Source organism: Nonomuraea sp. NPDC049725 (assembly GCF_040674795.1).
GTDB lineage: Bacteria > Actinomycetota > Actinomycetes > Streptosporangiales > Streptosporangiaceae > Nonomuraea > Nonomuraea ceibae.
Window position 1 is genome coordinate 277,046 of sequence record NZ_JBFANJ010000004.1, and the last position, 26,234, is coordinate 303,279.

The window sequence follows — 26,234 nt, forward strand, 5'->3', positions numbered from 1 at the left end:
CGTGAACCGCCCACTCTTGTCGGTGGCCTCCGCTACATTTCCGGTTCGTTGATCAAGAGCCCTGGAGGTCAGAGGATCGTGAACGCGGACCCAACCGCGTGGGAGCGGCGCAGCGTCACCCTCGTGGTGCCGCCCGTCCAGCCGCGCAAGCTGGCGAAGGTGCCCTTCGTCGAGCTGGCTGACGGACGCCTGCAGGGCGTCGTGTCGAGCGGATCGGACATCGGGCGGGTGTACGTGTCCTTCATCGCCGCCGGAACCCACGACTTCAACTGCAGCACCAACAACAACCGGCCCTGCGGCGGCCTCTACAGCTCGCCGTGCAAGCACCTGAACTCGCTGGTGGCCGAGGCGATCGTGCAGTACGGCGCCGGCCGCGTCGCCCGCTACCTGCGCGTCGACGGCGCCGAGACCGTCGAGACCAGCCACGACCTGATCAGGCGCCTGACCGGCGGGCACGAGCCGGGCTCGGCCGCCGTCGTGTTCAGCCGGTTCCTGCGCCACCTCGGCTACCTGGAGCTGCCGGCCGGCACCGCGCCGCTCGCCGAGATGCACTGGTTCCCCTCGACCGGGGCGGTGCGCTGATGCTGGACGTGCAACTCGGCGCGCTCGACGCCGGCCTGCCCCCGGGCGTCGAGGAAGCCCTCGACCTGGTCGCCGCCTTCGACGAGACGCTGGGCACCGGGCTCGGGCGGCTCAGCGAGCAGGGCGCCCAGGCGATCACCGGCCTGGCCGCCGCCGTGGCCGCGACCCCGCTCGGCGACCGGGCCGTCGAGGCCGCCGACAAGATCGCCACCGGCTCGGTCGCGGGCGACCACCTGACGATGCTCGCCGGGGCGCGTGCCGCGCTGCTCGGCGCCGTCGCCGACGCCCTGCTGGCCCGCTTCGACGAGGCGCTCGGCCGGACCCGGGCCTCCTGGGAGGAGCCCGCAGCCGGTCCGGTCGAAGCTCCGGAGAACCTGCTCGTCGGCTGCCGGTCCTGGCTGCACGAGGTGGCCATCACCGGCTGGCGCGGCGTCGGCCACGACCTCGTCGCCGCCTCCGACCAGGCGATCGAGGCCATGTTCGGCGAGCCCGCGCTGCGCCGGGCCGCCGTGCTGCTCGACGGGCTCGCCGCCGAGCTGCGCGCCTCCAGCCCCGTCGCCACGATGGAGAGGCTGCCGGAACGCCGCTGGGCCGACCTGTGGACCCGCGCCCTGATGCTCACCCAGCCCGGCCGCGCCGGCGCCGACCCCGGCGTCCCGGTGTCCGGGCGGCTGCTCATCCTCGGCGCCGACGTGCACGAGCACGCCACCGCCGTCCAGGTTCAGGTGCACGGACTGCTGGAGCCGAAGGACGGCGGCACGCCCCGGCTGGTGCGCACCGCGATCTCCGCCACCAAGGTCGACACCGTCGTCGGCCCCGCCGTGTGGGGCGTCCTCCAGGACTACCCGGCGCTGCTCGGCGCGCTGGCCAGGCATCTGTCGCTCGACCTCACCGACATGCCCCTGCTGGCCAGCGGCGACCTGCTGTGGGACGACGCCAAGGCCGCCGCGGGCGAGCTCGCCGCCCCGTTCGCCGTCGCCCGCGTCCAACTCGCCGGGGCGCTCGCGCCCGCCGGGCCGCCGATCGACCGGCACCCCGTGGCCATCGCCGAGCCGGTGTTCGTCGAGGGCTACAAGGCCGTCAAGGTGGACGAAGGGATCGAGTTCCGGCTCGGCGACCAGGCGATCGCCGTCACCACCGACCGGCTGCCCGGCTGCGGCCCGCTCACGCCCCAGCTCCTGGCCACCTCCACCGCCTGCATCGGCCTGCTGCGCTGGGACGGCCGCTGGCTGCTCCAGCCGCTCGCCGTCCAGTCGACGGTCAAGCGCCAGCAGGTCGCCGTGCACAACGGCGACTGGGCGCTCGGGCCCACCGACCCCAAGGTCGTCAAGTCGCTGGCCAGATCGGGCGACGCGGTGGCCGTACTCCGCGAACGAGCAGGACGGCTGCTGAGGAAATGACCGATACCCGCGCCGAGGAGAACCGGCGCCAGGTGCTGCTGTGGCGGCTGCTGGCCCGCGTGTTCGAGACCGACGAGCAGCCGGCGCTCGAAGCGGCCAGCGTGGCCGCCGTCGACGCGCTCGGGCTGCCGCCCGCGCTGCTCGACCCGTCGGTGTCCGTCGACACGCTGGTGCAGCGCTTCCCCGAGCTGGCCGAGGAGTTCCGCGGCCTGATGGCGCCCGGCGAGGACGACGAGGAGCCGCGCGACCGGGCCCGCACCGCCGCGCTGGCGTCCAAGCTGCTGCTCAACCTGTTCGCCACCGGCAGCGGCGACGTCTCCGCCACCAAACTGGCCGCCTGGCAGCAGGACGCCGGCTGGTTCGAGCAGGCGCTCGGCTGCGAGCCCGGCGAGCTGCGCGCCCAGCCCGGCCGCAACGGGCTCGGCGGAGTGCTCGCCGGCCTCGAAGGCGACCTGGTCAAGCGCATGCGGCTGCGCGAGGTGCTCGCCGACCCGGCGCTGTCGCGGCAGCTCACGCCCAGCATGTCGCTCATCGAGCAACTGCTGCGCGACAAGGACAACCTGTCGGGCGTCGCCCTGGCCAACGCCAAGGCGCTGATCCGCCGCTACGTCGACGAGGTCGCCCAGGTGCTGCGCACCCAGGTGCAGCAGACCAGCGCCGGCACCATCGACCGGTCGGTGCCGCCCAAGCGGGTGTTCCGCAACCTGGACATCGAACGGACGATCTGGAAGAACCTCACCAACTGGAGCCCCGACGACGAGCGGCTCTACGTGGACCGGCTCTTCTACAAGCACACCGCCAAGCGCACGGTCCCGGCCCGCATGATCGTGGTCGTCGACCAGTCGGGCTCGATGGTGGACGCGATGGTCAACTGCACCATCCTGGCCTCCATCTTCGCCGGGCTGCCCAAGGTCGACGTGCACCTGATCGCCTACGACCACCGGGCGCTCGACCTGACGCCGTGGGTGCACGACCCGTTCGAGGTGCTGCTGCGCACCCAGCTCGGCGGCGGCACCAACGGCATGGTCGCGATGAGCCTGGCCCGCCCCAAGATCATGGACCCGCGCAACACCGCGCTGGTGTGGATCTCCGACTTCTACGACAACCGGGACGTGCAGACCGAGTTCGAGTCGCTGCACCGCTCCGGCGTGAAGCTGATCCCCGTCGGGTCCGTCAGCAGCTCCGGACATCAGAGCGTCGACTCCTGGTTCAAGCAGAAGCTGAAGGACCTGGGCACGCCGGTGATCTCCGGCCACATCCGCAAACTCGTGTTCGAGCTCAAGAACTTCCTCAACTAGGAGAATCCCCGAATGACCGACGAGATGCTGCGCGCCCCCGCCGAGGTCAAGTACGCAGAGGAGCTCGACTGGCTGGAGTCGATCGACGACGGCCCCAAGCCGTTCTCCTGGCGGCTCAGCCCGCGCATGGTCCGCCTGTTCGTGCTCGGCTCCGAGCGCTCCGACGGCCTGGACCGGGAGATCGCGCAGAAGTGGTTCGGCGACCGGAGCTTCGTCGAGCGTGCCATCGTCACGCTGGCCTCCGACCGCGGCCTGCTCCTGATCGGCGACCCCGGCACCGGCAAGAGCTGGCTCGCCGAACTGCTCGCCGCCGCCATCTCCCGCAACTCCACGCTGGTCGTGCAGGGCACCGCGGGCACCACCGAGGACCACATCAAGTACTCGTGGAACGTCTCCATGGTGATCGCCAAGGGGCAGTCGCGCGAGTCGATGATCCCCTCGCCGATCATGACGGCGATGGAGCAGGGCGTGATCGGTCGCTTCGAGGAGCTGACCCGCTCCACCAGCGACGTCCAGGACGCGCTCATCTCCATCCTGTCGGAGAAGTACGTGTCCATCCCCGAGCTCGACGACGACAACATCGTCTTCGCCCAGCCCGGCTTCTCCATCATCGCCACCGCCAACAGCCGCGACCGGGGCGTCAACGACCTGTCGTCCGCGCTCAAGCGGCGCTTCAACTTCGTCCGCATCCCCGTCGTGACGAACAAGAAGAGCGAGGCGGAGATCGTCCGCTTCCGCACCACCGAGCTGCTGCGCCGCCACAACATCGACCTGGAGCTGCCGCCCACGCTGCTCGACATCCTGCTGCAGAGCTTCGCCGACCTGCGGGCCGCCGCCGCGTCCGCGCAGAGCGACGACGGCAAGCTGGAGTCGGCGCTGTCCACGGCCGAGCAGATCGGCGTGCTGGAGGACGCGATCCTGCACAGCAACTTCTTCGGCGACCGCACGCTCAGGGCCGAGACGCTGGCCGGCTCGCTCGTCGGGTCGCTGGCCCGGCGCACCCCCGAGGACCTGGCCATCCTCAACAAGTACTGGCACGGGGTCATCGAGCCGCGCAGCAAGAAGGACGGCGGCGAGTGGCAGGGCTTCCTCGAAGGCGGCCGCCAGGCCATCGCCACCCTGTCATGAGCCTCTTCGGCGCGCTGCGCGAGCAGCTCAACGATGCCGCCGAGATCTTCGCCGGGTCGCCCGGCGCCCTGTCCGAGATTCTCACGGGCATGGTCGACGACGTCGACCGGGCGCTGGGCGAGCGGCTGGAGATCTTCCCGGTGTGCCACCACTCGCCGGCCTCGGCCCTGGCCATGGCCAGGCGGCTGCGCGAGAAGCAGCCGCAGGTCATCTACCTGGAGCTGTGCGAGGACCTGCGTCCGCTCCTCGACGAGCTGCGGACCTGCAAGCTGCCGGTGGCGCTCCAGGCGTTCGCCACCGACCTCGACGGCTTCCCGGAGAGCTGGGGGCCGCTCAGCGTGGTCGCCCCCATCACCGAGGCGTCCGCCGAGTATCAGGCCATCGCCTACGCGCTCGACACGCCCGGCGTGGAGCTGGTGCTGGTCGACCGGTCCTCCGACCACGTCTTCCAGTGGCATCCCCGGGAGGAGCCCGGCAGGCCCGCCGAGGAGGCCGGCCTGCACGGCGACGCGGTCGGCGTCGAGATCGGCGACCTGCGGCCCCGCTTCGCCGAGCTGGAGGAGCACCTGCTGCATCACGGCAAGGTCCGCCACTGGTCCGAGTGGTGGGACCAGTACGTGGAGCAGCCGCTGTCCGGCGCGGACTACGACACCTACCGCCAGGTCATGGTGCTGATCGGCAGCCTGTTCAGGCGGCTGCGCCCGCACGACTCGGCCAAGCTCGACCGGGACGAGGACCGCGAGCGGTACATGTGGACGCGCATGCGCGAGCACCTGGCCGCGACCGGCGCCGCCCCCGAGCGCTGCCTGTACGTGTGCGGCGCCTTCCACGCGGCCAGCCGGGTGGAGGAGTTCGGCCTGGACGCGACGCGTACGGACTTCGACATCTCCCCGCGGACCGCCACGAACTGGCTGTACGGCCTCATCCCGTCCAGCCACTCGGCCATCGAGGCCCAGTTCGGGCTGGCCCCCGGGTCGGTGTCGATCGCCGCCGCCACGTACGCCAAGGCCGTCACGCGCGGCGGAGTCAAGCCATACGCGCTCAAGGGGCAGCCGTCGAGCAAGCGGCCCGCCAAGGCGAAGCCCGCCGCGCCCCTGGTGCCCGCCGACCAGCTCACCGGGTTCCTGTCCCGGCCGCCCGAGCGCGACCCGCTCGACGAGGCCGAACTGCTCGGCTGGTGCGTCGACATCGTCCGGCTGGCCCGGCGCAACGGCTACCTGTCCAGCACGGCCGACGCCATCGCCGTGTACGAGACGTCCATCCTGCTCGCCGGGATCCGGGGCAGGGCCAGGCCGACGCCGTACGACTTCCAGGACGCGGCCGTCACCTGCATCGAGAAGGACACCGTGCCCGGCCGCCGGGACGTGCGGCGGCTGTGCGAGATCCTGCTCGGCGGCGACCGGATCGGCGAGGTCGGCTACCAGTCGCTGCCGCCGCTCGCCCAGGACGTGTTCGAACGCCTGGAGCCGCTCGGCTTCGACATGAAGAAGCGGGCCGTGCACCGGGTGCTGCTCGACCTGAACGCCACCCCCGAGCTGCGGCCCTGCTCGCAACTGCTGTGGGTGCTGCGGCGGCTGATGCCCGACGACCACGCCGTGCGGCCCATCATGGGCAGCAGGCAGCTCGGCGAGCGCTCCATCCAGGAGAGCTGGGACGTCGCGCTCGGCCACCACCAGCGCGCGCTCATCGAGCTCGGCTACGAGGGCGTCACCGTCGAGCAGGTGCTGGAGCAGCGGCTGCGGCGCAGCGTGTGGGAGCCGAAGGCGACCGCCGCCGACGCGTTGCAGGCGGTCGAGGAGGCCATCCTGTTCCTGGGCGGCCGGCGCGTCGCCGACGAGCTCGGGGCGCGGGCCGTGGACCTGCTCGCCGCCGAGCGGAGCGTCGACGACGCGCCGGACGTGCTGCGGCGCATTCGGCGGCTGCTGGCCCACTACCGGGCCACCGAGCCGGCGCTGCCCGAGTGGTGCGAGCGGTTCGTGACCACCGGCTACGCGCAGTACTGCACGCTGCTGCCCACGGCGTTCGTGGCCGAGGACGTCGGGGTGCGGCAGGTGGCCGCCATGCTCGGGTTCCTGTCGTCGATGGAGAGCCTGGCGCTGTCGCTGGGCTGCGACCGGGCGCAGCTCGAACTGGCCGTGCGCCAGTCGCACCCGGAGACGCCCGGCAAGATCGCGCTGCTGTGGGCGGCCCAGTTCCAGCTCGGCGTGCTGGCGATCGCCGACCTGCGGGAGCGGTGTGCCGAGCTGCTGGACAACCCGCTGGTGGTGCCGTCGTTCCCGCAGTACCTGAGCGGGTTCGTGCAGGCGCTGGAGGCGGCTCCGGCGCTGACGCCGTTCGTGGTGGAGGTGATCTCCGGGGCGTTCGCCAAGCTGCCGGACCGGGTGCTCCTGCCGTGGCTGCCGACGCTCATCGAGACGCTGCGCAAGGAGGCCCCGGAGCTGGTCCCGATCCTGATCCGGGAGGCCGGGCGCACGTTCCCGGCGACGCTCGCGGCCGTGGACGCCTGGGTGGCCCCGTGGGAGCGGGCGCCCGGCGACGGGCCGGGCGTGCGGGCGGCTCCCGCCGCCGTCACGGGCGGGCCGGTCGCCGAGCTGCTGGCGGCGCACCCGGCTCCCAGCGACGCCGTGGCGGCGCTGCTCGGCTGCGAGGGCGGCTGGGCGCCGCTCGGCTCCGGCGACGCCGTGCCCGGGGCGGCCCCCGAGGTGGCCGCGCTCCTGGCCCGGCATCCGTCGGCGGCGGACGCGCTGGCAGGCGTGCTGTGCGCGGCCGGTAAGGGGTAGGGACAGCCCTACCCCAAGAGGCCAGCGAGCGGGAGAGTGGCGGCCGGGGTCCGAACCGTACGTTGAGGTACATGACGAACCTCCGCCGCCGCATCGCCGTCGACACCCGCTACGTCCTCACCGGTTTCCCCCTCGCCGTCATCGGCTTCTGCCTGATCGTGACCGGGATCGCGGCCGGGCTGGGCAGCGCCGTCGCCTTCGTCGGCCTGCCGATCCTGGCCGCCACGGCCACGATGGCGCGGCGCTTCGCCGACGTGGAGCGGGCCGCGCTGCCGGAAGTGCTCGGCCGCCCGCTCGCCCGCCCCGAATACCGCGAGGCCCCGGCGTGGGCCGGCTGGTTCCGCCGCACGATGAACCCGGTGCTCAACGCGCAGGCCCCGATGGACCTGCTGTACGCCATCCTGTCCTTCCCGATCGCCATCGTCTCGTTCGTGTTCGCCGTCGTGTGGTGGGCCGGGGCGATCGCGGGCCTGACGTTCCCGGTCTACGGCTGGCTCCTGACCGGTGTGCCCGGCTTCCACGAGGGCGGGCTGCCCGCGCTGCTCGGCTTCGGCGCCGACATGGCGACCCACATCACCTTCAACGTCATCGTGGGCGTGCTGTTCGCGCTGACGCTGGTCCCGGTGCTGCGCGGCGCCGCGCTGGTCAAGGCCACGCTCGCCCAGGCGATGCTCACCCGTCCCGCCTACGCCCCCCGCTCCGGCCTCCGGCACGCCGCCCACGTGGGCGTGTCCTGACCCCATATCGTGGGACTCAACGGACATCCATCTCGAAAGGGGCGAGCGTGCGCAGCGCATTCTTCGGCAACATGGACCCCCAGCAGCTCCCACCGGGCTTCGCCCTGCAGAACTCCAAGATGCTGCGCGTCCAGCTTCCCGAAGTGCTGGCCAAGCAGGGCTCGATGGTCGCCTTCCAAGGGCAGATGGACTTCGACTACGAAGGGTCCGGCAGCCTCGGCAAGCTGTTCAAGAAGGCCATGACGGGTGAGGGCGCCTCGCTCATGCGGGTGCGCGGGCAGGGCAACCTCTACCTGGCCGACAACGCCGACGACATCCACCTGTTCTTCCTGGAGAACGAGGGCCTGACCGTCAACGGCCGCAACCTGCTCGCCTTCCAGCCGCAGCTCGCCTGGGACATCCAGCGGGTGCAGGGGGCCGGCATGGCGGCCGGCGGCCTGTTCAACACCACGCTCAACGGCACCGGCTGGGTCGCCGTCACCACCCACGGCACGCCGGTCGTGCTCGACGCCGCCGCCATGCCGACGTACGCCGACGGGCAGTCGGCCGTGTGCTGGAGCACGTCGCTCAAGGTGGGCGTCAACCGCACGTTCAAGGCCGGCGCGCTGATCGGCCGGGGCAGCGGCGAGGCCATGCAGCTCGCCTTCCAGGGACCGGGGTTCGTCCTGGTCCAGGCGAGCGAGGGCCCGCCGGTGGTGCAGGCCAAGGGCTAGTGGCTCTCCTGCCGGGGGAGCACCACCTCGGCCAGGATGAGCTGGATGGCGGCGGCCACCGGGATGGCGAGCAGCGCGCCGACGATGCCGAGCAGCGCGCCGCCGATCAGCGCCGCCACGATCGTGGCGGCCGCCGGGACGTCCACGGACGTCTTCATCACGCGCGGCGCGATCAGGTAGTTCTCCACCTGTTGGTAGGCGATGAAGAACACCAGACAGGCGATCCCCACCGGCATCGACACGAAGAAGCCGACGATCGAGGCGACCCCGGCGCCGATGGCCGCGCCGATCAGCGGGACCAGGTCCGTCACGGCCACGATGATCGCCAGCGGCAGCGCGTACGGCACCCCGGCGATCGACAGGAACAGGAACGACGTGACGCCCGCGATCAGCGAGATGATCAGGTTGCCCGCGACGTACCCGCCGACCCGCCGCAGCACCTCGTCGCCCAGCAGCCGCACCCGCTCGCGGCGGCTCTTCGGCACCAGCCGGTAGCTGAGCCCGGTGATCGAGCGCAGCGACGCCAGGAAGTACAGGGTCAGGATCAGCACCGTGAGCGCCGAGAACAGGACGCTCACCACGACGCCCGCCGCGCCCAGCAGCCCGCTGAACACCTGCGTGCCCATGTTGCCGCTGAGCAGGTAGTCCTGCGCCCGCTCCAGCAGCCCGAACCGCTGGTCCAGCTCACGGACGCCCGGATTGGCGAGAAGCTGCTCGATGTAGGCGGGCAACTGCTCGACGAACTGGCCCGTCTGCTGCGACAGCGCGGGCACCACCGCCACGCCGAACAGCACGAAGAACCCGATCACCGCCGCGAACACCATCCCGATCGCCGCGCCCCGCCGCAGCCCGCGCTCCTCCAGCCGGCGCACCGCCGGTTTCAGCCCGACGGCCAGGAACAGCGACACCACGATCAGGATCAGCGCCGACGCCGTCACGGTCAGCGCCTGCACCAGCAGCCAGGCCGACAGCACGCCCAGCGCCGCCGTGAACCCGAACATGAACGGGCTCCCGCTCACCGGCCGGCCCGGCTTGCCGAACGGGGCCTTCTCACCGCGCCGCGCGGCCGGGACGCGCGGCGCGAAGCCCTCGACCCGCACCGCGCGTCCGTCGGGCTGCGCGTGCTCTTGCGTGGGGTTCGTCACGAGGGGATCTCCTAGGGCGGGACCCGTCCTCTGCCCCGGCTGAGCGTGTTCAGCCCTGCGGAACGATGTTGTGGTTGAGCCGGAACACATTGCCCGGGTCGTAACACCGCTTCACGGCCGCCAGCCGCCGATAGTCCGTTTCCGTGTACGCGTCCCGCACCCGGCTGCTGTCGGCCAGGAAGTTCAGGAACGTCCCGCCGATGCCGTGCTGCCCCAGCGTCTCACCGAGACCCGGCAGCGCCTGGTCCACGATGATCGAGAACGGCAGCCCGCGATGGCCGACCGGCCCCGCGTCCGGCCCCGCCTCGGCCATCGCGCCGCCCCAGTGCCGCAGCTCCACCGTCGCCTCCCGGCCCGTCTCCACCAGCGCGCCGATCAGCTCGTCCGGCAGCGACGGGAACAGGTCCAGGTAGCGCGCGGGCGTCCCGCCCATCGCCGCCCGCGCGTACGGCACCGGCCGCACGCCGTCCGCCAGCGCCGGACCGGCCGCCTCCCACAGCGGGCGCAGCACCTGCCGCCCCCGCTCCGCCGGGCCCGCGTACATGGCCTTGATCCCGACCGCCCGGCCGCCGTCGGGCCCCTTGGTGAGCATGATCGCCGTGCTCACCTCGTCCGGCGCCGACGCCGCCCAGTCGCGGTAACGGGCCAGCGTCTCCCCGGCCCGCTCGTACGGGAAGAACGCGATGCCCGCGAACACCTCAGCCACCGGGTACAGGCGGAACTCCAGCGACGTCACCATTCCGAAGTTGCCGCCGCCGCCCCGCAGCGCCCAGAACAGGTCGGCGTCCCGGTGCGCGTCCGCCGTGACGATCCGGGCGTCGGCCGTGACCACCTCGGCGCTCAGCACACTGTCGGCCGCGAACCCGTACCGGCGCGACAGCCACCCGACGCCGCCCCCGAGCGTGAAGCCCGTGACGCCGACGTCCGGCGACGAGCCCGACAGCGGCGCCAGCCCGTACGGCGCGGCAGCCGCCAGGACCTGACCCCAGCGGGCGCCCGGCCCGACCCGCGCCACCCGCCTGACCGGATCGATCTCCACCCGGTCCAGCGCCGTCGTCCGCAGCAGGATGCCGCCGTCCGACGGGACGTGCGTGCCGTGACCCGTCGCCTGCACCGCCAGCGGCAGGCCCAGCTCGCCCGCCGCCGCCACCGCCGCCCGCACGTCCTCCCGCCCCGACGCCTCCGCGACCAGCACCGGCCGCGCGTCGACGGCCGGGCTGAGCGCCGCGCGCCCCCGCTCGTACCCCTCGCCACCCGGCCGGTGCACGGCTCCACGGAAGCCGGCGATCCCGTACGTCCTGTCCGCGAGCTGCTGCACCATGTCCCTGACCTCCTGTTTCCCGACTGCCTCCAGCCTCCCGCCGGGCACCCCCCGGACACATCCGTGGTCACCACGGATTCACCACGGAAAGTCCTGATAGGCGATGATGTGGACGTGACGGTGTCAGGTCCGGGCGGGGTGTCGAGGCGCGAGGCGGAAGTCCTCGAGGCGCTCGGCGCGCGGCTCACGAACGCGCAGATCGCCGGCCGCCTCCACATCTCCATCCGCACCGTCGAAAGCCACGTCTCGTCGCTGCTGCGCAAGTACGGCGTCACCGACCGGCAGGAGCTGGCCGCGCTCGCCGTCCCCGCCGGCGAGCTGGCCGGGCTGCCCGTCACCCGCACCTCGTTCGTCGGCAGGCAGGCCGAGCAGGAGGCGATCAGCGCCGCGTTCGCCACCTCCCGCCTCGTGACCCTCGCCGGGCCAGGCGGCGTCGGCAAGACCCGCCTCGCCGTCGCCGTGGCCGGCGCCCTCGGCCACGGCGGCGCCTACACCGACCTCGTCCCCGTCCGCGACGGCTTCGTCACCGAAGCCGTCGCCGCCGCCCTCGGCGTCTCTGAGCAGCCGCAACAGCCCCTGGCCGACGCCGTCACCGACCGGCTCGGCACCACACCCGCCCTGCTCGTCCTCGACAACTGCGAACACCTGCTCGACGAGGTCGCCGGCTTCGTCGACCGGCTCCTCGCCCGCTGCCCCGGCGTCCGCGTCCTCACCACCAGCCGCGAACGCCTCGGCATGCCCGGCGAACGCGTCATCGCCGTCGAACCCCTCCCCGCGAGCACCGACGCGGTCACCCTCTTCCACGACCGCGCCGCCGCCGCCGGACAGGACGCCCTCGACCCGGCCACCGTCGAGACCATCTGCGCCCGGCTCGACGGACTGCCCCTCGCCGTCGAACTCGCCGCCGCCCGCAGCGCCGCCCTCGGCGCCGAAGGACTGCTCGCCGCCCTCGACGACCACCTCCGCCTGCTCGCCGGCGGACGCGGAGCCGACCAGCGGCACCGGTCACTCCGCGCCGTCCTCGCCTGGAGCCACAACCTCCTCGCGGACCCCGAACGCGCCCTCCTGCGCCGCCTGTCCGCCTTCACCGGCGCCTTCGACCTCCCCGCCGCCGTCGCGGTCACCGGCGAGGACCGCATCCACGTCGCCGACCTCCTCGGCCGCCTCGTGGACAAGAGCCTCCTCCAGCGCGGGGCCGGCCGCTGGTGGCTCCTGGAGACCGTCCGCGCCTTCGCCGCCGAACACCTCGCCGCCGCCGGCGAAACCCCCGCCACCCACGCCCGCCATCTCACCTGGGCCGCCACCACCGCCGAATCCCTCACCGCCCGCCTCCTGCCCCCCGCCCCCGCCCCCACCCCCATCCCCGCCCCCATCCCCGCCTGGATGACCGGCAGTGCGAGCTCCCATCCGGGAGAGGCGGTCCGGCCATCACCCCACCTGGGAGAGGCCCCCGCCGGGACGGTCGGCGGCGCGCCTACGGGCTCCCTTCGGGGGGACGCCCCGGTCGGGGCGGCCGGTGGCGCGCCTGCGCGCTCCCTTCGGGAGGATGCCCCCGCCGGGACGGCCGGTGGTTCGCCCACGGGCTCCCTTCGGGGGGAGACTCCCGCGTGGGCCGCCGTTCCCGTGGAAGGCGGGCGCGCCGGGGTGGCTCGTGCGGGGGTGGCGTGGTGGGCGGAGTTCGACGCCGTGGCCGACGACCTGCGGGCGGCGCTGGCCAGGGCCCAGCCTGGCCAGATGGCGCACCGGCTGGCCAGGGCGCTGGGACGGCTCGCGTACGGGCGGCGCTTCCTGCGGGAGGCCATCGCCCACTTCCGCCACGCCGCCACGCTGGCCTTGACCCGGCACGATCCCGCAGAACCGCAGCCCACGCCGGAGCAGGCCGCGGCGAACGCCCGGGACGCGGCGGCCGACCTGAGTGCCGCCGCCGAGTGCGCACTGGCCTTCGCCGACTCGGCGCTGGCGTACGAGCTGCACCTGGCCGCCGCCGAGCACGCCCGTCAGGCGGGTGACGGCGACGCCCGGGCGATCGCGCTGGCCAGGGCCGCAGTGATCGCGAGCCGCCACCCGGGCTTCGGCACCGGCCTCACCGTCACCCCCGCCCAGCTCCACGCCCTCGCCGAGGAAGCCGCCACCGCCGGCGACCCGGCCAACCCCTACGTGACGGCCCACGTCGCAGCCGCCTACGCCTGGACCACCCACCCCCTGACCCCCCACCCCCCTTCAACGGGACCGACACAGCCCACCCCTCCAGCAGGCCAGACCCACCCGGGCGGTTCCCCCACCCCTCCGGTGGGCCAGGCGCAGCCGGACAGTTCCCCCACCCCTCCGGCGGGGGTGGCGCGGCCCGCCGCTTCTGCCGCGCCTCCGGTGGATCAGGCGCGGCCCGGCAGCTCCACCACGCCTTCGGCGGGGGTCGCAGGTTCCGACGCTCCCCGGGTGGAGTCCGAGCAGCCCGTCCCCTCCACCGCCCCTCCGGCGGAGGCCGAGCAGCCTGCCGTCTCCGTCGCGCCTTGGGAGCAGCGGTTGGGGGAGGGTGGGTCGTTGGCGCGGTGGGCGTTGGGGGCGGCTGAGGCTGTCGGGGATGCGGTGCTGGTGAGCGGGGCGATGGACGGGGTGGTGCTCGAGGCGGCCGGGGAGGGGCGGCTGCGGGAGGCGTACGGGACGGCCAGGGAGCGGCTCGTGCTGCGGGCGGCGATGGACCCGTACGATCCGCGTTCGGGCATCGAGATCGTCGACTCCCTGCACACGGCCTCGGTCTACGCCGTGGCCGTGGGCGATCTGCCTGGGGCGTTGGAGATCGCGGGGGAGGCGATGCGGGATGACGTCACCGGCGGTCATCCGGCGTTGGCGAGGAGCCGGCTCATCGCGCCGCTGGTGTTGACCGGGGCGTTCCGGGAGGCGCTGGCCCTGGGCGTGGAGATGTGGGAGAGCCAGGCGCGGATGGAGACGCCGCCGGGGCGGTGGATGGCTCCGGCGTTGGCGTGGATGGGGCTGGCCTGCGATCTGCTGGGGGACTCGGCGGGGGCGCGGGGGTGGCGTGGCCGGGCGGAGGCGGTCGGCGGGAGGAGGCTGGTGGCGTTGTTCGCGTTCATCGACGCGCGTACGGCCACGGATCGGATCGCCGACGGCGAGGGCGCTGATCGGGTGGGTGGGGCGCTGGCTGAGGTGGATCTCGGCGGGCGGGCCGGGGGGATGTTCGCCGGGTACGCCGTGGCGGCGCGGGCGGAGCTGGCCGTGGTGGCGGGCCGGGCGGACGCGGCGGAGTGGCTGGCGGCCGCGGAGCCGGTGGGGCGGGAGAACGCCTGGGCGGCGGCCTGCCTGGCGCGGGCCGAGGGCCGGCTGGCGGCCCGGTCGGCCGGATCCGGTGGTCAGGGTGCGCCCGGTGGGGCTGGGGCGGGGTTGGAGACGTTGGAGCGGGCGGTGGCTGGTTGGGAAGGTGTCGGGGCGCGGTACGAGCGGGCGCGGACGCTGCTTCTGGTGCCGGGCCGGGAGGCCGAAGGCAGGGACGAGCTGACCGCGATGAGCGTTATGTTGACCGATCGTTCTCGAACGGCATAGGGTCTGGGCATGGCGAGGGCGAAGGAGTTCGATCCGGAGGTCGCGTTGCGGCGCGCGCAGGAGCTGTTCTGGGAGCGCGGCTACGAGGCGACGTCGATGGCGGATCTGGTCGAGCACCTGGGTGTCGCGCGGGCGAGCATCTACGCCACGTTCGGCGGCAAGCACGAGCTCTACCTCAAGGCCCTGGGCCGCTATCTGCGGACGCAGGACCCGAACATCACCGACGCCCTGTCGCAGCCCGGCCCGGTGCTGCCGGCGCTGCGGGAGCTGATCTGGTCGTACGCGGAGGACTCGGCCGAGGGGCACCTGGGCTGCATGGTGGTCAACACGGCTGTGGAGCTGGCGGCGCGCGATCCGGAGGCGGGGCGGTTCGTGGAGTCGAGCTGGCGGCACCTGGAGTCGACGCTGACGTCGGCGCTGGTGCGGGCCAGGGCGCAGGGCGAGCTGCCGGCCGACCGGGACCCGCAGGCGCTGGCCAGGCTGCTGCTGGTGCTTCTGCAGGGGATGCGGGTGCTGGGCCGCACCGAGGGCAACGGTGACCGGTTGCGTGACGCGGCCCGCCAGGCTCTGGTCCTGCTCGGGTGATGAACCCATGCCTTCTTTAAAAACCGATCATTCTGATAGGAATTTACATCATGACGCGATTCGACGGCAAGATCGTTCTCATCACCGGCGGCGCCGGGGCCATCGCCGGAGTCACGGCGCGGGCGTTCGCGGCGGAGGGCGCCACGGTGGTGCTCGCCGGGCGTGACGCGGCCAGGCTGACCGAGGCGGCCAAGCGCGTCCAGGCCGAGGGCGGCCGGGCCGACTGGGTGACCGCCGACGTGACCAGCGCCGACGAGGCCGCCCGCATGGTCGCCACCACCGTCGAGCGTCACGGCGGCCTGGACGTGGCCTTCAACAACGCGGGCGTGCTCGGCGCGGTGGGCCCGCTCGCCGACGTGGACCCCGCCGCGTGGTCGTCGCTCATGGACGCCAACGTGACCGGCGTGTTCCTGTCGATGAAGGCCGAGATCGCGCACATGCGGGCGCACGGCGGCGGCGCGATCGTCAACATGGCCTCCAACATCGGCGCCCACCGCAGGCTGCCCGGCCTGGGCGCGTACGCCGTGTCGAAGGCCGCCGTGAGCGCGCTCAGCCGGGCCGCCGCGCTGGACCACGCCGCCGACGGCGTCCGGGTCAACGCGATCAGCCCCGGCCCGATCGACACCCCGATGAGCATGCGGCCGGGCGAGACCGCCGAGGACCGCGACGCCAGGATGGCCGCGCAGCTCCCGATCGGCCGGGTCGGCCGGACGGAGGAGATCGCCGCGGCGGTGCTGTGGCTGGCCGCGCCCGAGTCGGCCTTCGTGCTGGGCCACGACCTGGTCGCCGACGGCGGCGCGAGCGCCTGACCAGGAGAAGGACGCCTCGCCTAGGCGAAGAACAGCGGAACGGCGGCGTCCCTGGCTAGCAGGAAGCCGGCGATGGCCAGGGTCCAGCTCACCATCGAGGCCGAGTGCTTGGCCAGCCACGCCCTCAGCCGCTCCAGCTTCGGCTCCAGCCACTCCCCGGCCGCCGTACGCAGGGCGAGCAGCACCAGCGTCGGCACGATCATGACCAGCACGTACGCGCCGAGCAGCGGCACCCACACGCCCGGCGGCAACTCGGCGGTGGTCATGATCCCGACGGCGGCGAGGTAGGGCAGCATGGTGGCCACCTCCAGCAGCCCGGCGGTCAGCGCCAGCATCACCATCGTGCGCGGCCCGCCGGCCCGGGGCTCGAAGCGGCGCTCCGGCTTGCCGAGCTTGGCCCGGCGTTTCGGGTCGAACCGGAAGCTCAGCGCGAACAGCCCCACCCCGAGCGCGAACTGCACCCAGTGGGCCGCCTGGCTCTCCAGCGCCTGCCCGAAGTTGTCCACAACTGTGGACAGGCCGAGCATGAGCCCGACGCCCACCAGGAAGTAGAAGCCGACCACGGTCACCAGGTAGATCAGCAGCCGTGACGTCCGCGTGGTCAGCAGCAGGTAGACCGGGATGCCCAGGGTGCCGAAGCTGGTGCTGTCGACCAGCGCCAGCGCGGCCAGGGTCAGCATCAGTCCGATCGTCATCCCCCGATCCTCCCGCCTGGCGCGACCGGCCACATCCTGCGCCCGACCGACCCGGGCGTACATCCTTCGACCGACCCGCGACGTACGGCGAAGCGGGACGGATACGTACAGACGCGTAGGCGAAAGGGGTCGCGAGACCGATGTCCCGGACCCCGCGCCGGACCTAGCCTCGAAGCCTCCTACCAGGAAGGATCCGGTCGAGATGAGTGCCAAGGGTCTGGGGCTTCCGCTGGTCGCCGTCGTCGGGCTGGCCGCGCTCGGCGTGCCCCGGGTGGTCGCGCACGACCTGCGGCTGGTCGGCCCGTCCGTCAACGCGCTGCTGGTGTTCGTGCCGATCGCCGTCTGGCTGGCGGTCGTGCTGTGGAAACGCGTGCCCAACGCGTTCATGACGCTGCTGGCGATCGGCGCGGCCTATGGTGTGCTGCTGGGACTCACCCACCAGGTGCTGTGGGCCGAGTCGTTCGGCGGTGATCCGCCCTCGCTCGGCGGCAACCTGGCTGGTGCGCTGTCACCGGCGGTCGAGGGGCTGCTGCTGCGGGCGTTCGCGTTCGGCAGCAGCCTGATGACCGGGCTGGCGGTCGGCGCCGCGGTGGGCGCGGTCGGCTGGGTGCTGTCGCGGCTGGTGCCGGGGCTGCGGCCGGGTGACGACTAGGGCGGAGGAGGCGGTGACGATCCGGGGCGAGCGACGGCAGCAGGCGGCCGACCTGGGGCTGGCCATGGTGGTGCTCGTCGTGGTCGGCACCGCGATCAGCGCCAACGTGGGCTCGGCGGGGGCGGAGCCGCCCGTGGCCGCCTACGGGTTCGGGCTGCTGCTGAGCGGGCTGATGTTCGTGCGCCGCCGCTGGCCGGTGGCGACGCTCGTCGTCACGGCCGCCGCCCTGCTGGTCTACTACCTGCTGTCCTATCCGCCGGTCGGGCTGGCCGTGCCGGTGGCGGCGGCCCTCTATTCGGCGGCCGAGCAGGGCAAGCTCCGGTGGGCCGTCGGCACGGCCGTCGCGCTGCTGGTCATCTCCACGACCGCGCGCACCGCCCACGGCGACGACCCCGCCTATCTGTACGGGTTCGAGCTCGCCACGTCGGTGGGCCTGATGGCCGCGGTGATCGCGCTGGGCGACACCGTGCGGTCACGGCGCGGCTGGCGGGCCGAGCTCGACAAGCAGGCCCGCGCGGCGCGGGCCGAACGCGAGCGGGAGGCCGCCCGCCGGGTCGGCGAGGAGCGGCTGCGGATCGCCCGCGACCTGCACGACCTGCTGGGCCACACGATCTCCGTCATCTCGCTGCACACCGACGTGGCCCGCGAGGCGCTGCGCGACGACCCCGACGCCGCCGAACGCTCGCTGGCGGTGGTCCGCGACGCCTGCGGCGACGTGGTCGCCGAGCTGCGCGCCTCGCTGCGGGCGCTGCGCGAGCCGCCGCTCGCCGACCAGGGCCGGCTGGCTCCGACGCGGGGGCTCGCCGACCAGGGCCGGGTGGCTCCGATGCGGGGGCTCGCTGACCAGGGCCGGCTGGCTCCGGTGCCGGGGCTCGACCGGCTGGACGAGCTGGCGCGGCCGGCGCGCGAGGCCGGGCTGGAGGTCGGGGTCAGCGTGCGCGGCACGCCGGTGCCGCTGCCCGCCGTCGCCGACGCGACCGCCTACCGCGTGGTCCAGGAGGCGCTGGTCAACGTGCTCAAGCACGCCGAGGCCCACCGGGTGGAGATCGAGCTCGCGTACGGGGAGGAGGCCCTGGTCGTCCGGGTGACCGACGACGGCAAGGGCGGCCCCGGCGAGGGCAAGGGCGGCCCCGGCGAGGGCAAGGGGGGATTCGGCGACGGCAAAGGGGCGCCAGGCGAGGGCGAGGGGCTGGACGGCGGGTGGGGGATCATGGGGATGCGCGAGCGGGTGGGGCTGCTGGGCGGCACCCTGCGGGTGAGCTCGCGGCCGTCGGAGGGGTTCGAGGTGGAGGCGCGCGTGCCGTACGGGGACCGGACGTGATCCGCGTCGTCCTGGTCGACGACCAGCACCTGGTGCGCGAGGGGCTGCGTGCCCTGCTCGACCGGGCGGGCGACATCACCGTGGTCGGTCACGCCAGCACCGGGCCCGAGGGCGTCGCGGTGACCGTCCGGGAGAAGCCGGACGTGGTGCTCATGGACGTCCGCATGCCCGGCGGCGACGGGCTGGAGGCGACCAGGCGCATCATCGCCGACCCTGAGCTGCGCCGGGTCCAGGTGATCGTGCTGACCACGTTCGACACCGACGAGAACGTGCTCGACGCCGTGCGCGCGGGCGCGGCCGGGTTCCTGCTGAAGGACAGCACGCCGGAGCAGTTGCGCGAGGCGGTGCGGGTGGTCGCGGCGGGTGAGGCGCTGCTGTCGCCGGGCGTGACCCGGAGGGTGATGCGCGCGGCGGCGGCCGGCAGCCCGCCGCTGAAGACCGGCCGCCTGGACGCGCTCACCGAGCGGGAGCGCGAGGTGCTGGCCGAGGTGGGCCGGGGCCGCTCCAACGACGACATCGCCCGGGTGCTGTCGATGAGCCCGGCCACCGCCCGGACGCACGTCAGCCGCCTGCTGGGCAAGCTCGCGGCCCGCGACCGGTCGCAGCTCGTGGTGATCGCGTACGAGACCGGGCTGGTCGTGCCCGGCCGGGATTAGCCCGTCGAGGCGGGCCAGGCAAAAGGTTATGATCACGCACATCGCCCCCTGGACCTCCGAAGGAGCCCGCCAGTGCCCGAGAACGAGCAGGAGCGCGCGCCACAAGGGATCGACATCACCAGACCGAGCGTCTCCCGCGTCTACGATTTCATGCTCGGCGGCAAGGACAACTACGAGATCGACCGCCACGTGGCGCAACTGGCGCTGAAGGTCGCGCCCGACGCCCCCGAGGCCGCCCGGTCCAACCGGCAGTTCCTGCGGCGCACGGTCCGCCATCTGGCGGGCGAGGCCGGCATCCGCCAGTTTCTCGACATCGGCTCCGGGCTGCCGACTCAGGGCAACGTGCACGAGGTCGCCCAGGCGATCACGCCCGGCGCCCGCGTCGTCTACGTGGACCACGACCCGATCGTGCTCGTGCACGGCCGGGCGCTGCTGGCCGTGGACGCCAGCACGACCGTGATCGAGGCCGACATCCGTGAGCCCGAGGCCATCTTGGCGCACCCCGACGTCCGGGGGCTGATCGACTTCACCCGGCCGGTGGGGCTGCTGCTGTTCGGCATCCTGCACCATCTGGCCGACGACGAGGACCCGGGCGGCATCGTCGCCCGGCTGATGGCGGCCCTGGCGCCGGGCAGCCACCTCGCGATCTCCCACTTCCACAATCCGGGCCGGGCCCACCCCGAGGTGGCGGAGCAGGCGCGCTCGGCCGAGAAGATCTTCAACGAGACGCTCGGCACCGGCCGGTGGCGCACCAGGGAGGAGATCCTCGCCTACTTCGACGGCCTCGAACTGCTGGAGCCCGGCCTGGTCCCGCTGCCGGAATGGCGGCCGGACAGGGGGGACGAACAGGCCGAGCTCGGCATCACGTACCACACCTTCGTCGGCGCGGTGGCGCGCAAGCCGTGACCGCGGTCAGGGGCGCTTGCCCATCGCCTGGCGGATGACGTCGCGCGCCCGGTCCATCATCGCGACCGGCGTGCCCATGAGCAGGTTCTTGGTCGCCGACTCGGTGCCGGGGTGCGGGTGCGTCGGCGCCATCGCCTCGGCGGCCCGGAGCCCGGCGCCCAGGGCACGCCGCTCGGCCTCGCTGGTGCGCGCGCGGAACTCGGCGAACTCGTAGCGCTCCTCGCTGCGCGCGTGCGCCTCGACGGCGGCGCGCAGCACCAGCAGGTTCTCCATGAAGTCGGGCGCGTCCGGCCCGGCCTTGTCCATCTGCTGGAGGAGCTTCTTGGCCTGGTTCTCCTCGGCCAGGCGGTCGTCGACGATGCCGTCACCCCCGTCGATCTTGCGGCGGGCGTACGGGTGGACGATCTCCTCCTCGGCCGTCTCGTGCACGGCCAGCAGCCGCACCAGGCGCGTGAACGCCTCGCCACGCTGCCCGGCGGGAGCCTGCTCGACCTCGTCGAACAGGTTTCTGATCATCCCGTGCTGCGCCAGCAGCAGTTCGATGACGTCGGTCTCGGTATCGGTCGCCATGGGTGGATCTCCTCTCGAATACGGCGGCTGCCTACCCTCGGACGCGCTGGTCACGCCTCGCCTTGCCAACCGCAGGCCGTCCCCAGGCGTGGCGAGGAGATTGTCCGAAGTGCCCCCGGGTAGGTCGCGCCCATGACCTTCGACCCACTCCAAGAGCGGGGCATCCCGCTCGACAAGCAGCTACGCAACTGGCGCGAGCTGAACGTCATGCCCATCGACCCCGACCACGCCGACCCGTACACCCGGTGCCGGATCATCGCGATGAACGGGATCGAGGTGGAGGCGATCCTCTTCAGCCACCAGCTCGCCCGGCACTGCCCCGACCTGGAGCTCAAGCAGCAGCTCGCCCGGGTCCGCTACATCGAGGCGCAGCAGCAGAAGGCGGTCAACTGGCTGCTGCCGGGCGTCTCCTCGGTGCTGGAGACCACGCTCGCCTACGAGCAGGTGGCCGTCGACCTGACGGCCTGGGTGGCCCGCATGGAGCCCGACCCGTATCTGAAGCAGGCCTACCAGTTCGGCGTCCTGGAGGACTTCGACCACCTCTACCGGTACGCCAACCTGTACGAGATGATCGAGCACCGCAAGGCGGAGAAGATCGTCGACGACCTCACCGAGGTGATGCCGGGCCGCCCCACGTACCTGCACCACCGCGACCCGGTCGACAACGTACGCGAGCCGTACGACAAGAGCAGCACCGAGCCGATCTCCAAGCTGCACGCGCTGACCATCATGGCCGCCGAGCAGCAGACCATGAACTTCTACATGAACGTCGGCCCCACCTACATGGAGCCGATCGCCCGCCAGCTCTACCAGGAGATCGGGCTCATCGAGGAGGAGCACGTCACCCACTACGAGTCGCTGGTCGACCCGGGCGAGAGCTGGTGGGAGATGCTGCTCAACCACGAGTACAACGAGTGCTACCTCTACCACTCGTTCATGGAGACCGAGTCCGACCCCAAGGTGAAGGCCATCTGGGAGCTGCACCTGAACATGGAGCTGGAGCACCTGCGGCTGGCCGCCGAGCTGTTCAAGAAGCACGACGGCCGCGACCCCGAGCAGGTGCTGGCCCCGGCGCTGCCGACGCCGGTCACGTTCGAGCCGAACAAGGCGTACCTGCGCGAGCTGATCGCCACGCAGATCGACTACACGACGCTGGGCACCGGCTACGTGCAGGAGGCCCACGAGCGGTTCGAGAAGATGCAGGACGCGATCATGGGCGGTGAGAAGGCGCCGTCGGAGCGGGTCATCGAGGAGAACCGCAGCAAGTCGGGCGAGGAGTACCGGCTGGAGACCGAGGGCCCGCACCCGGTGGAGAGCCTGCGCCTGGGCCGCTGAGGTTGGGCGGCCGGGGCCGGGGTAGTCCCGTTGCCATGGCTGCCGACGTCATCACCCTCATCACCGCTGATCACCGGCGGGTGGAAGCACTGCTCGACCGGCTCAAGGCGGAGCGGGGCGAGCGCCGGGACACCGTGGCCGAGCTGCACGTCCTTCTCACCGCGCACGCTCGCGCCGAGGAGGATCGGGTCTATCCCGGCATCGACGCCCATCACGGGCTGGAAGCGCACAAGGAGGCCGAGGTCCTGCTCGACGCGCTGCGGCGCGCCGAGGCGGGCTCGGCCGGGTTCGTGGAGACGCTGGAGCTGCTGGCCGAGTCGATCGTCCCGCACATGCGGGAGGAGGAGACGACGATGCTGCCGCTGCTGGCCAGGACGGCAGGCGACAAGCGGTTGAAACGTATCGGCGCCGCGTTCGCCGAGCGCAGGCAGCAGCTCCTGCGCGCCCTGGCGGCGGCCAAGCCCCTGGAACAGGCCGGTCAGTAGCCCCGGGTCACCCAAACGGCGAGCTGGGTGCGGTCGCGCAGGGAGAGTTTGCGCAGGCAGCTGGAGATGTGGTTCCTGGCCGTGCCTTCCGAGATGTCCAGCCGCCGGGCGATCTCCCGGTTGGTCGCGCCGAGTCCGACCAGCCGGGCCACCTCCAGCTCGCGCCCGGTGAGTGGCCCGGTGAGTGGCCCGGTGAGCGGCCCGGTGAGTGGCGTCGCGGCGGGCGGCTCGTCCTGCCGCAGTGCGGCGACCAGCCGCGCGGCCGCGGGCCCGCCGAGCACGGTCTCCCCGGCGGCGGCCCGCCGCACGGCGCCGACGAGCTCGTCAGGCGGCGTGTCCTTGAGCAGGTAGCCGCGGGCGCCGGCGCGCAGCCCGCCGAAGATGTACGCGTCGTCGTCGAACGTGGTCAGCATGATCGCCGCGATGTCGGGGAAATCCGTGCGCAGCCGCCCCACCAGCTCGACCCCGTCCATCACGGGCATCCGGGCGTCGACGAGCGCGACGTGCGGACGCTCGTCCGCGGCCGTCCCGGCGAGCAGTTCGAGGGCGTCGAGGCCGTTGCGGGCCGCTCCGGCGATGGCGATGCCGGGCTCGATCTCCAGCAGCTTGCGCAGCCCTTCGCGCATGAGGATCTGGTCGTCGACCAGCAGGACGCGGATCACGCGGGCACCGTCGCGGTCAGCGCGAATCCGTCGCCGGGCCGGTTGTCGATCTGCAGGACGCCGCCGATCCCGGCCAGCCGCTCCTGCAGCCCGCGCAGGCCGAAGCCCTCCGCCACGCGCTCCGGGTCGGCGCCGTCGCCGTCGTCCGCGATCGTCACCGTGATCTCCTGGGGCGCGCAGCCGAGCGCGACCTCGACGCGGCGGGCCCGCGCGTGCCGCAGCACGTTCGTCAGCCCCTCCTGCAGTATCCGGTAGCAGACCAGCTCGTGCCCCTCGGCCACGGCGGGCCACTCGCCGTCCACGGTGAACGCCACCTCCAGGTCGGCCGACCGGAACGAGGCGGCCAGCAGCTCCATCGCGGCCGCGCCGGTGCGGCCCTCCATGCGCAGCGGCTTGAGCGCGCGGACCCATCGGCGGGTGTCGTTCAGCGCGTCGAGGGTCAGCTCCTGCGCCTGGCGCACCTCGTCCCACGCCGAGGCGGGCCGGGCGGTGCGGAACCTCAGGGCGTTGGTCAAGCTCATGTTGATCACCGTGAGGTGGTGGCCGACGCTGTCGTGCATGTCGCGGGCCATCCTGGCGCGCTCGTCGGCGACGGCCAGGTCACGCGACTGCTCGGCGTGGCGGCGCAGCGCGGTGTGCGCCTCCTCCAGCTCCACCAGCAGGCGCCGGGTCCGTACGGCCTGCCGGTGCGCCTCCAGCAACGCCATCATGACCAGGACGATCACCAGGCAGAGGAACATCGCGAGCAGCCCGTTGACCACGGCCATGAACAGCGTCTGCGCCGGGTTGACCAGGCCGGCCCCGAAGTGCAGCAGCCCGGTCAGGACCGGGTAGAGCGCCGCGCCGCGCATGCCGAACACGACGAGCGCGTTGCCCACGGCCAGGCACGAGATGAGCAGCGTGGTGATGCTGCCCGCGGACATCATGAGCAGGCTCGCGCCCAGGAACAGCACGGTGACGGCCTTGCGCCCGGCAGGCGCCGAGGCCCGCCACGGCAGGAAGAACCACAGCACGCACGCGGCGAGCAGGGCGGCGGCACCGATCCAGAACAGCGCCGAGATCAGCGGCTGTGCCGCCAGGCCGGGCCGGATGTCGGGGTGCAGGGTCGCCAGGTAGACGAGCGCGCTGAGCAGCGCGGCGCCCCAGAAGGTGATCTCCAGCGCCACCGGGGCCCGGTCGCCGTCGAACTCCGTCCAGCCCCGCATGCTCGCAGCATACGGCGGGCCGCGCGGGGCGGGCAGATGACATCCGGCACATGACAAAAAGCGGATGTTCCGCCCGTAGGCCGCGAACCTACGGTCGGTGCCATGAACTTCCCCAGGACAGGAGCCGTCATCGCCACGCTCTCCTTGGCCGCCATGCTGGCCGTGAGCTGGGCGCTGTGGGACGCGCTGCCGGAGCTGATCACGACCCGGGAGGCCACGCCCGACCGGGCCGGGGTCCGGGTGCCGCGACTGCTGGCCGCCGGGGCGCTCCCGGCCGCGCTGGTGCTCGTCGTGGCAGCCCTGGGCGCGGGCGTCGTGGTGGGGCGGCGGGCCCCGGCGGTCCTGAACACGCTGTTCACGCTCACGCCGTCGCGGGCCGCGCTGAGCGTGGTGCTCGGCACGCTGCCGCCGTTCCTGCTGGTCCTCCACACGGGACTGCTCGTCTGGACCGCCGGGTACGCGATCCCGGTCGAGCAGATCATGGCCGCCTCCCTCGGCCTGCTGCTGGTCGCGCTGGGCCGGGCGCTGCCGAGGGTCACCCCGGACCTGCCGGGGGCGCCGGCCCGCGAGTGGAAGCGGGCGCAACGGCCGGGCGGACTGGCGACGACGCTGGTCGGCGTCGCGTGCGCGGCGGCGGCCTGGGTCCTGCCGCCGCTGCCGGTCGCGGTCGCGGCCGTGCTCCTGGTGGCCGTGGTCCACCTGGTGATGGGCCTGGTCACGGTGGCCCGGCTGCGTTAGGCGGGCGCGTGGACGATCCCGTCGCGGACCAGCCGGTCGACGGCCTCGGCGACCGCCTCCAGCGGCGTGTAGCGGGGGCGGAAGCCGAGCAGGCGTTCGGCCTTGGCCATCGAGCAGTGCGGGCTGTGCGCGATGTGGTCGTAGGTGATCTCGGCGTCCGACTCCGGCACGGTCTCCCGCCACCGCTCCCACGGCAGGAACGCCAGCCGCGCCTCCCGCCCGAACCAGCCGGCCACCGCCTCGGCGTAGCCGCGCAGCGTGAGCGCGGAGGCGGCCACGCAGTGGAAGCTCTCCCCGACGGCGGCCGAGCGGGCGGCCAGCGCGGCCGTGAACTGCCGGGCCACGTCGTCGGCGTGCACGTGCTGGACGGTCTCCAGCCCCAGGTTGGGCAGGGTCAGCACGTCGCCGTCGGCCAGCGTCTGGAAGGCGGCGGGATCGACGTTGCCCGCCGGGGTGACCGGCACCCAGCCGGGCCCGGTGATGTGCCCGGGGTGCAGCACGGTGACCGGCAGCCCGCTCTCGTGCAGCAGGTAGGACTCGACGGCCGCCTTCTTGATCCCGTAGTCGCCGAACGGCCGCCGGGGGCGGTCCTCCGTCGTCGGCACCTGCTCGCTGGGGCCGTGCACCCAGATCGTGCCGCAGTGCAGGAAGTGCCGCACCCGCCCGGCCAGGGCCTCGGCGAGCTGCCGGGCGCTGGACTGCTCGAAGCAGATCAGGTCGATGACCGCGTCGCCGCCCAGGCCGGCGATCCGCTCGCCGAACGTGCCGGCCGCCTCCTCCGCCTCCCGGTCGGCGACCACCGTGGTGACCTTCCGCCAGGCGCCGTGCGGGGTGTAGGGGCCGCGCCGGCCGCGGCTGACGGCCACCACGTCGTGTCCCGCCTCGACGAGCCGGGGGATCAGGTAGGTGCCGATGTGCCCGCTGGCGCCGATCACCACAGTGCGCATGGGGAC

24 protein-coding genes are annotated in these 26,234 nt (G+C 73.1%); 17 read left to right on the forward strand and 7 right to left on the reverse strand.

All coding sequences use genetic code 11. The features are described from left to right. The first annotated feature begins 78 nt into the window (after window positions 1-78). From AB0J53_RS12455 to AB0J53_RS12485, 7 genes are all read left to right on the forward strand, one after another. Complete coding sequence (locus tag AB0J53_RS12455; RefSeq protein ID WP_364171427.1) at window positions 79-582, forward strand: hypothetical protein; 504 nt, start codon at window positions 79-81, stop codon at window positions 580-582. Beyond that, the gene (locus AB0J53_RS12460) at window positions 582-1,982 is read left to right on the forward strand and encodes a hypothetical protein (protein WP_364171429.1); all 1,401 of its coding nucleotides are present in this window, start codon (window positions 582-584) and stop codon (window positions 1,980-1,982) included. Before AB0J53_RS12455 ends, AB0J53_RS12460 begins: the two co-directional genes overlap by 1 nt. Then, entirely contained in the window at window positions 1,979-3,280 is a 1,302-nt protein-coding gene (locus AB0J53_RS12465; RefSeq protein WP_364171431.1) for a VWA domain-containing protein, read from the forward strand. The genes AB0J53_RS12460 and AB0J53_RS12465 overlap by 4 nt, the downstream gene beginning before the upstream one ends. 12 nt (window positions 3,281-3,292) lie before the next feature. Beyond that, a complete protein-coding gene (locus AB0J53_RS12470) occupies window positions 3,293-4,408 on the forward strand; it encodes an AAA family ATPase (protein WP_364171433.1) in 1,116 nt (371 codons plus the stop codon). After that, window positions 4,405-7,188, forward strand: coding sequence for a hypothetical protein (locus tag AB0J53_RS12475; RefSeq protein ID WP_364171435.1), 2,784 nt, complete (start codon window positions 4,405-4,407; stop codon window positions 7,186-7,188). The genes AB0J53_RS12470 and AB0J53_RS12475 overlap by 4 nt, the downstream gene beginning before the upstream one ends. Window positions 7,189-7,259: 71 nt before the next feature. Beyond that, window positions 7,260-7,925, forward strand: a complete 666-nt coding sequence (locus AB0J53_RS12480; RefSeq protein ID WP_364171437.1) for a sensor domain-containing protein — start codon at window positions 7,260-7,262, stop codon at window positions 7,923-7,925. A gap of 47 nt (window positions 7,926-7,972) precedes the next feature. Next, a complete protein-coding gene (locus tag AB0J53_RS12485; protein ID WP_364171439.1) occupies window positions 7,973-8,638 on the forward strand; it encodes an AIM24 family protein in 666 nt (221 codons plus the stop codon). On the opposite strand, the gene AB0J53_RS12490 is transcribed toward AB0J53_RS12485, so the two are convergent. After that, a complete protein-coding gene (locus AB0J53_RS12490) occupies window positions 8,635-9,783 on the reverse strand; it encodes an AI-2E family transporter (RefSeq protein WP_364171441.1) in 1,149 nt (382 codons plus the stop codon). The two genes, AB0J53_RS12485 and AB0J53_RS12490, sit on opposite strands and share 4 nt — an antisense overlap. 49 nt (window positions 9,784-9,832) lie before the next feature. Then, on the reverse strand, window positions 9,833-11,104 hold the full coding sequence (locus tag AB0J53_RS12495; RefSeq protein WP_364171443.1) for an FAD-binding oxidoreductase: 1,272 nt from the start codon (window positions 11,102-11,104) through the stop codon (window positions 9,833-9,835). 114 nt (window positions 11,105-11,218) lie between these two features. Between AB0J53_RS12495 and AB0J53_RS12500 the strand changes: the two genes are divergently transcribed. Genes AB0J53_RS12500 through AB0J53_RS12510 form a run of 3 tightly spaced genes read left to right on the forward strand, consistent with a single transcriptional unit; the run spans window position 11,219 to window position 16,056 of the window. Beyond that, window positions 11,219-14,662, forward strand: a complete 3,444-nt coding sequence (locus AB0J53_RS12500; protein ID WP_364171445.1) for a LuxR C-terminal-related transcriptional regulator — start codon at window positions 11,219-11,221, stop codon at window positions 14,660-14,662. Window positions 14,663-14,671: 9 nt separating this feature from the next. Next, the gene (locus tag AB0J53_RS12505) at window positions 14,672-15,247 is read left to right on the forward strand and encodes a TetR/AcrR family transcriptional regulator (protein ID WP_219508482.1); all 576 of its coding nucleotides are present in this window, start codon (window positions 14,672-14,674) and stop codon (window positions 15,245-15,247) included. A gap of 50 nt (window positions 15,248-15,297) precedes the next feature. After that, window positions 15,298-16,056 carry an SDR family oxidoreductase gene (locus tag AB0J53_RS12510; protein ID WP_364171447.1) on the forward strand — a complete coding sequence of 253 codons (759 nt, stop codon included), beginning with the start codon at window positions 15,298-15,300 and terminating at the stop codon, window positions 16,054-16,056. Window positions 16,057-16,076: 20 nt separating this feature from the next. Here AB0J53_RS12510 and AB0J53_RS12515 read toward each other — a convergent pair whose 3' ends face one another. Next, window positions 16,077-16,751 carry a GAP family protein gene (locus AB0J53_RS12515; protein WP_364171449.1) on the reverse strand — a complete coding sequence of 225 codons (675 nt, stop codon included), beginning with the start codon at window positions 16,749-16,751 and terminating at the stop codon, window positions 16,077-16,079. 202 nt (window positions 16,752-16,953) lie between these two features. Between AB0J53_RS12515 and AB0J53_RS12520 the strand changes: the two genes are divergently transcribed. The 4 genes from AB0J53_RS12520 (at window position 16,954) to AB0J53_RS12535 (ending at window position 20,286) form a co-directional block, all read left to right on the forward strand. Beyond that, a complete protein-coding gene (locus AB0J53_RS12520) occupies window positions 16,954-17,403 on the forward strand; it encodes a hypothetical protein (protein WP_219508485.1) in 450 nt (149 codons plus the stop codon). Further along, window positions 17,393-18,724: a sensor histidine kinase gene (locus tag AB0J53_RS12525; protein ID WP_364171451.1), complete on the forward strand. Its 1,332-nt coding sequence runs from the start codon at window positions 17,393-17,395 to the stop codon at window positions 18,722-18,724. Before AB0J53_RS12520 ends, AB0J53_RS12525 begins: the two co-directional genes overlap by 11 nt. Continuing rightward, window positions 18,721-19,380 (forward strand): response regulator transcription factor, encoded by a 660-nt coding sequence (locus tag AB0J53_RS12530; protein WP_364171453.1) that lies wholly within the window; start codon window positions 18,721-18,723, stop codon window positions 19,378-19,380. Before AB0J53_RS12525 ends, AB0J53_RS12530 begins: the two co-directional genes overlap by 4 nt. A 72-nt stretch (window positions 19,381-19,452) precedes the next feature. Continuing rightward, window positions 19,453-20,286, forward strand: coding sequence for an SAM-dependent methyltransferase (locus AB0J53_RS12535; protein WP_364171455.1), 834 nt, complete (start codon window positions 19,453-19,455; stop codon window positions 20,284-20,286). Window positions 20,287-20,292: 6 nt separating this feature from the next. Here AB0J53_RS12535 and AB0J53_RS12540 read toward each other — a convergent pair whose 3' ends face one another. Beyond that, complete coding sequence (locus tag AB0J53_RS12540; RefSeq protein ID WP_219508489.1) at window positions 20,293-20,856, reverse strand: hemerythrin domain-containing protein; 564 nt, start codon at window positions 20,854-20,856, stop codon at window positions 20,293-20,295. A gap of 132 nt (window positions 20,857-20,988) precedes the next feature. On the opposite strand from AB0J53_RS12540, the gene AB0J53_RS12545 reads away from it, so the two are divergent. Further along, window positions 20,989-22,191: a hypothetical protein gene (locus AB0J53_RS12545; RefSeq protein WP_364171457.1), complete on the forward strand. Its 1,203-nt coding sequence runs from the start codon at window positions 20,989-20,991 to the stop codon at window positions 22,189-22,191. Window positions 22,192-22,226: 35 nt separating this feature from the next. Beyond that, the gene (locus AB0J53_RS12550; RefSeq protein WP_219508491.1) at window positions 22,227-22,676 is read left to right on the forward strand and encodes a hemerythrin domain-containing protein; all 450 of its coding nucleotides are present in this window, start codon (window positions 22,227-22,229) and stop codon (window positions 22,674-22,676) included. Here AB0J53_RS12550 and AB0J53_RS12555 read toward each other — a convergent pair. Further along, window positions 22,670-23,338 carry a response regulator transcription factor gene (locus tag AB0J53_RS12555; protein WP_364171458.1) on the reverse strand — a complete coding sequence of 223 codons (669 nt, stop codon included), beginning with the start codon at window positions 23,336-23,338 and terminating at the stop codon, window positions 22,670-22,672. The two genes, AB0J53_RS12550 and AB0J53_RS12555, sit on opposite strands and share 7 nt — an antisense overlap. Continuing rightward, window positions 23,335-24,543 carry a sensor histidine kinase gene (locus AB0J53_RS12560; RefSeq protein ID WP_364171459.1) on the reverse strand — a complete coding sequence of 403 codons (1,209 nt, stop codon included), beginning with the start codon at window positions 24,541-24,543 and terminating at the stop codon, window positions 23,335-23,337. Before AB0J53_RS12560 ends, AB0J53_RS12555 begins: the two co-directional genes overlap by 4 nt. Window positions 24,544-24,645: 102 nt before the next feature. Between AB0J53_RS12560 and AB0J53_RS12565 the strand changes: the two genes are divergently transcribed. Further along, complete coding sequence (locus AB0J53_RS12565) at window positions 24,646-25,281, forward strand: hypothetical protein (protein ID WP_364171461.1); 636 nt, start codon at window positions 24,646-24,648, stop codon at window positions 25,279-25,281. On the opposite strand, the gene AB0J53_RS12570 is transcribed toward AB0J53_RS12565, so the two are convergent. Then, complete coding sequence (locus AB0J53_RS12570; RefSeq protein WP_364171463.1) at window positions 25,278-26,228, reverse strand: NAD-dependent epimerase/dehydratase family protein; 951 nt, start codon at window positions 26,226-26,228, stop codon at window positions 25,278-25,280. The genes AB0J53_RS12565 and AB0J53_RS12570 overlap by 4 nt on opposite strands. Window positions 26,229-26,234 lie beyond the last annotated feature (6 nt).

Coding starts and splice junctions, on each gene's coding strand:
- AB0J53_RS12465 (WP_364171431.1), top strand. CDS start 1,979: ATGACCGATACCCGCGCCGAGGAGAACCGGCGCCAGGTGCTGCTGTGG.
- AB0J53_RS12505 (WP_219508482.1), top strand. CDS start 14,672: ATGGCGAGGGCGAAGGAGTTCGATCCGGAGGTCGCGTTGCGGCGCGCG.
- AB0J53_RS12560 (WP_364171459.1), bottom strand. CDS start 24,543: ATGCGGGGCTGGACGGAGTTCGACGGCGACCGGGCCCCGGTGGCGCTG.
- AB0J53_RS12570 (WP_364171463.1), bottom strand. CDS start 26,228: ATGCGCACTGTGGTGATCGGCGCCAGCGGGCACATCGGCACCTACCTG.
- AB0J53_RS12540 (WP_219508489.1), bottom strand. CDS start 20,856: ATGGCGACCGATACCGAGACCGACGTCATCGAACTGCTGCTGGCGCAG.
- AB0J53_RS12550 (WP_219508491.1), top strand. CDS start 22,227: ATGGCTGCCGACGTCATCACCCTCATCACCGCTGATCACCGGCGGGTG.
- AB0J53_RS12520 (WP_219508485.1), top strand. CDS start 16,954: ATGAGTGCCAAGGGTCTGGGGCTTCCGCTGGTCGCCGTCGTCGGGCTG.
- AB0J53_RS12545 (WP_364171457.1), top strand. CDS start 20,989: ATGACCTTCGACCCACTCCAAGAGCGGGGCATCCCGCTCGACAAGCAG.
- AB0J53_RS12565 (WP_364171461.1), top strand. CDS start 24,646: ATGAACTTCCCCAGGACAGGAGCCGTCATCGCCACGCTCTCCTTGGCC.
- AB0J53_RS12470 (WP_364171433.1), top strand. CDS start 3,293: ATGACCGACGAGATGCTGCGCGCCCCCGCCGAGGTCAAGTACGCAGAG.
- AB0J53_RS12495 (WP_364171443.1), bottom strand. CDS start 11,104: ATGGTGCAGCAGCTCGCGGACAGGACGTACGGGATCGCCGGCTTCCGT.
- AB0J53_RS12460 (WP_364171429.1), top strand. CDS start 582: ATGCTGGACGTGCAACTCGGCGCGCTCGACGCCGGCCTGCCCCCGGGC.
- AB0J53_RS12480 (WP_364171437.1), top strand. CDS start 7,260: ATGACGAACCTCCGCCGCCGCATCGCCGTCGACACCCGCTACGTCCTC.
- AB0J53_RS12475 (WP_364171435.1), top strand. CDS start 4,405: ATGAGCCTCTTCGGCGCGCTGCGCGAGCAGCTCAACGATGCCGCCGAG.
- AB0J53_RS12515 (WP_364171449.1), bottom strand. CDS start 16,751: ATGACGATCGGACTGATGCTGACCCTGGCCGCGCTGGCGCTGGTCGAC.
- AB0J53_RS12510 (WP_364171447.1), top strand. CDS start 15,298: ATGACGCGATTCGACGGCAAGATCGTTCTCATCACCGGCGGCGCCGGG.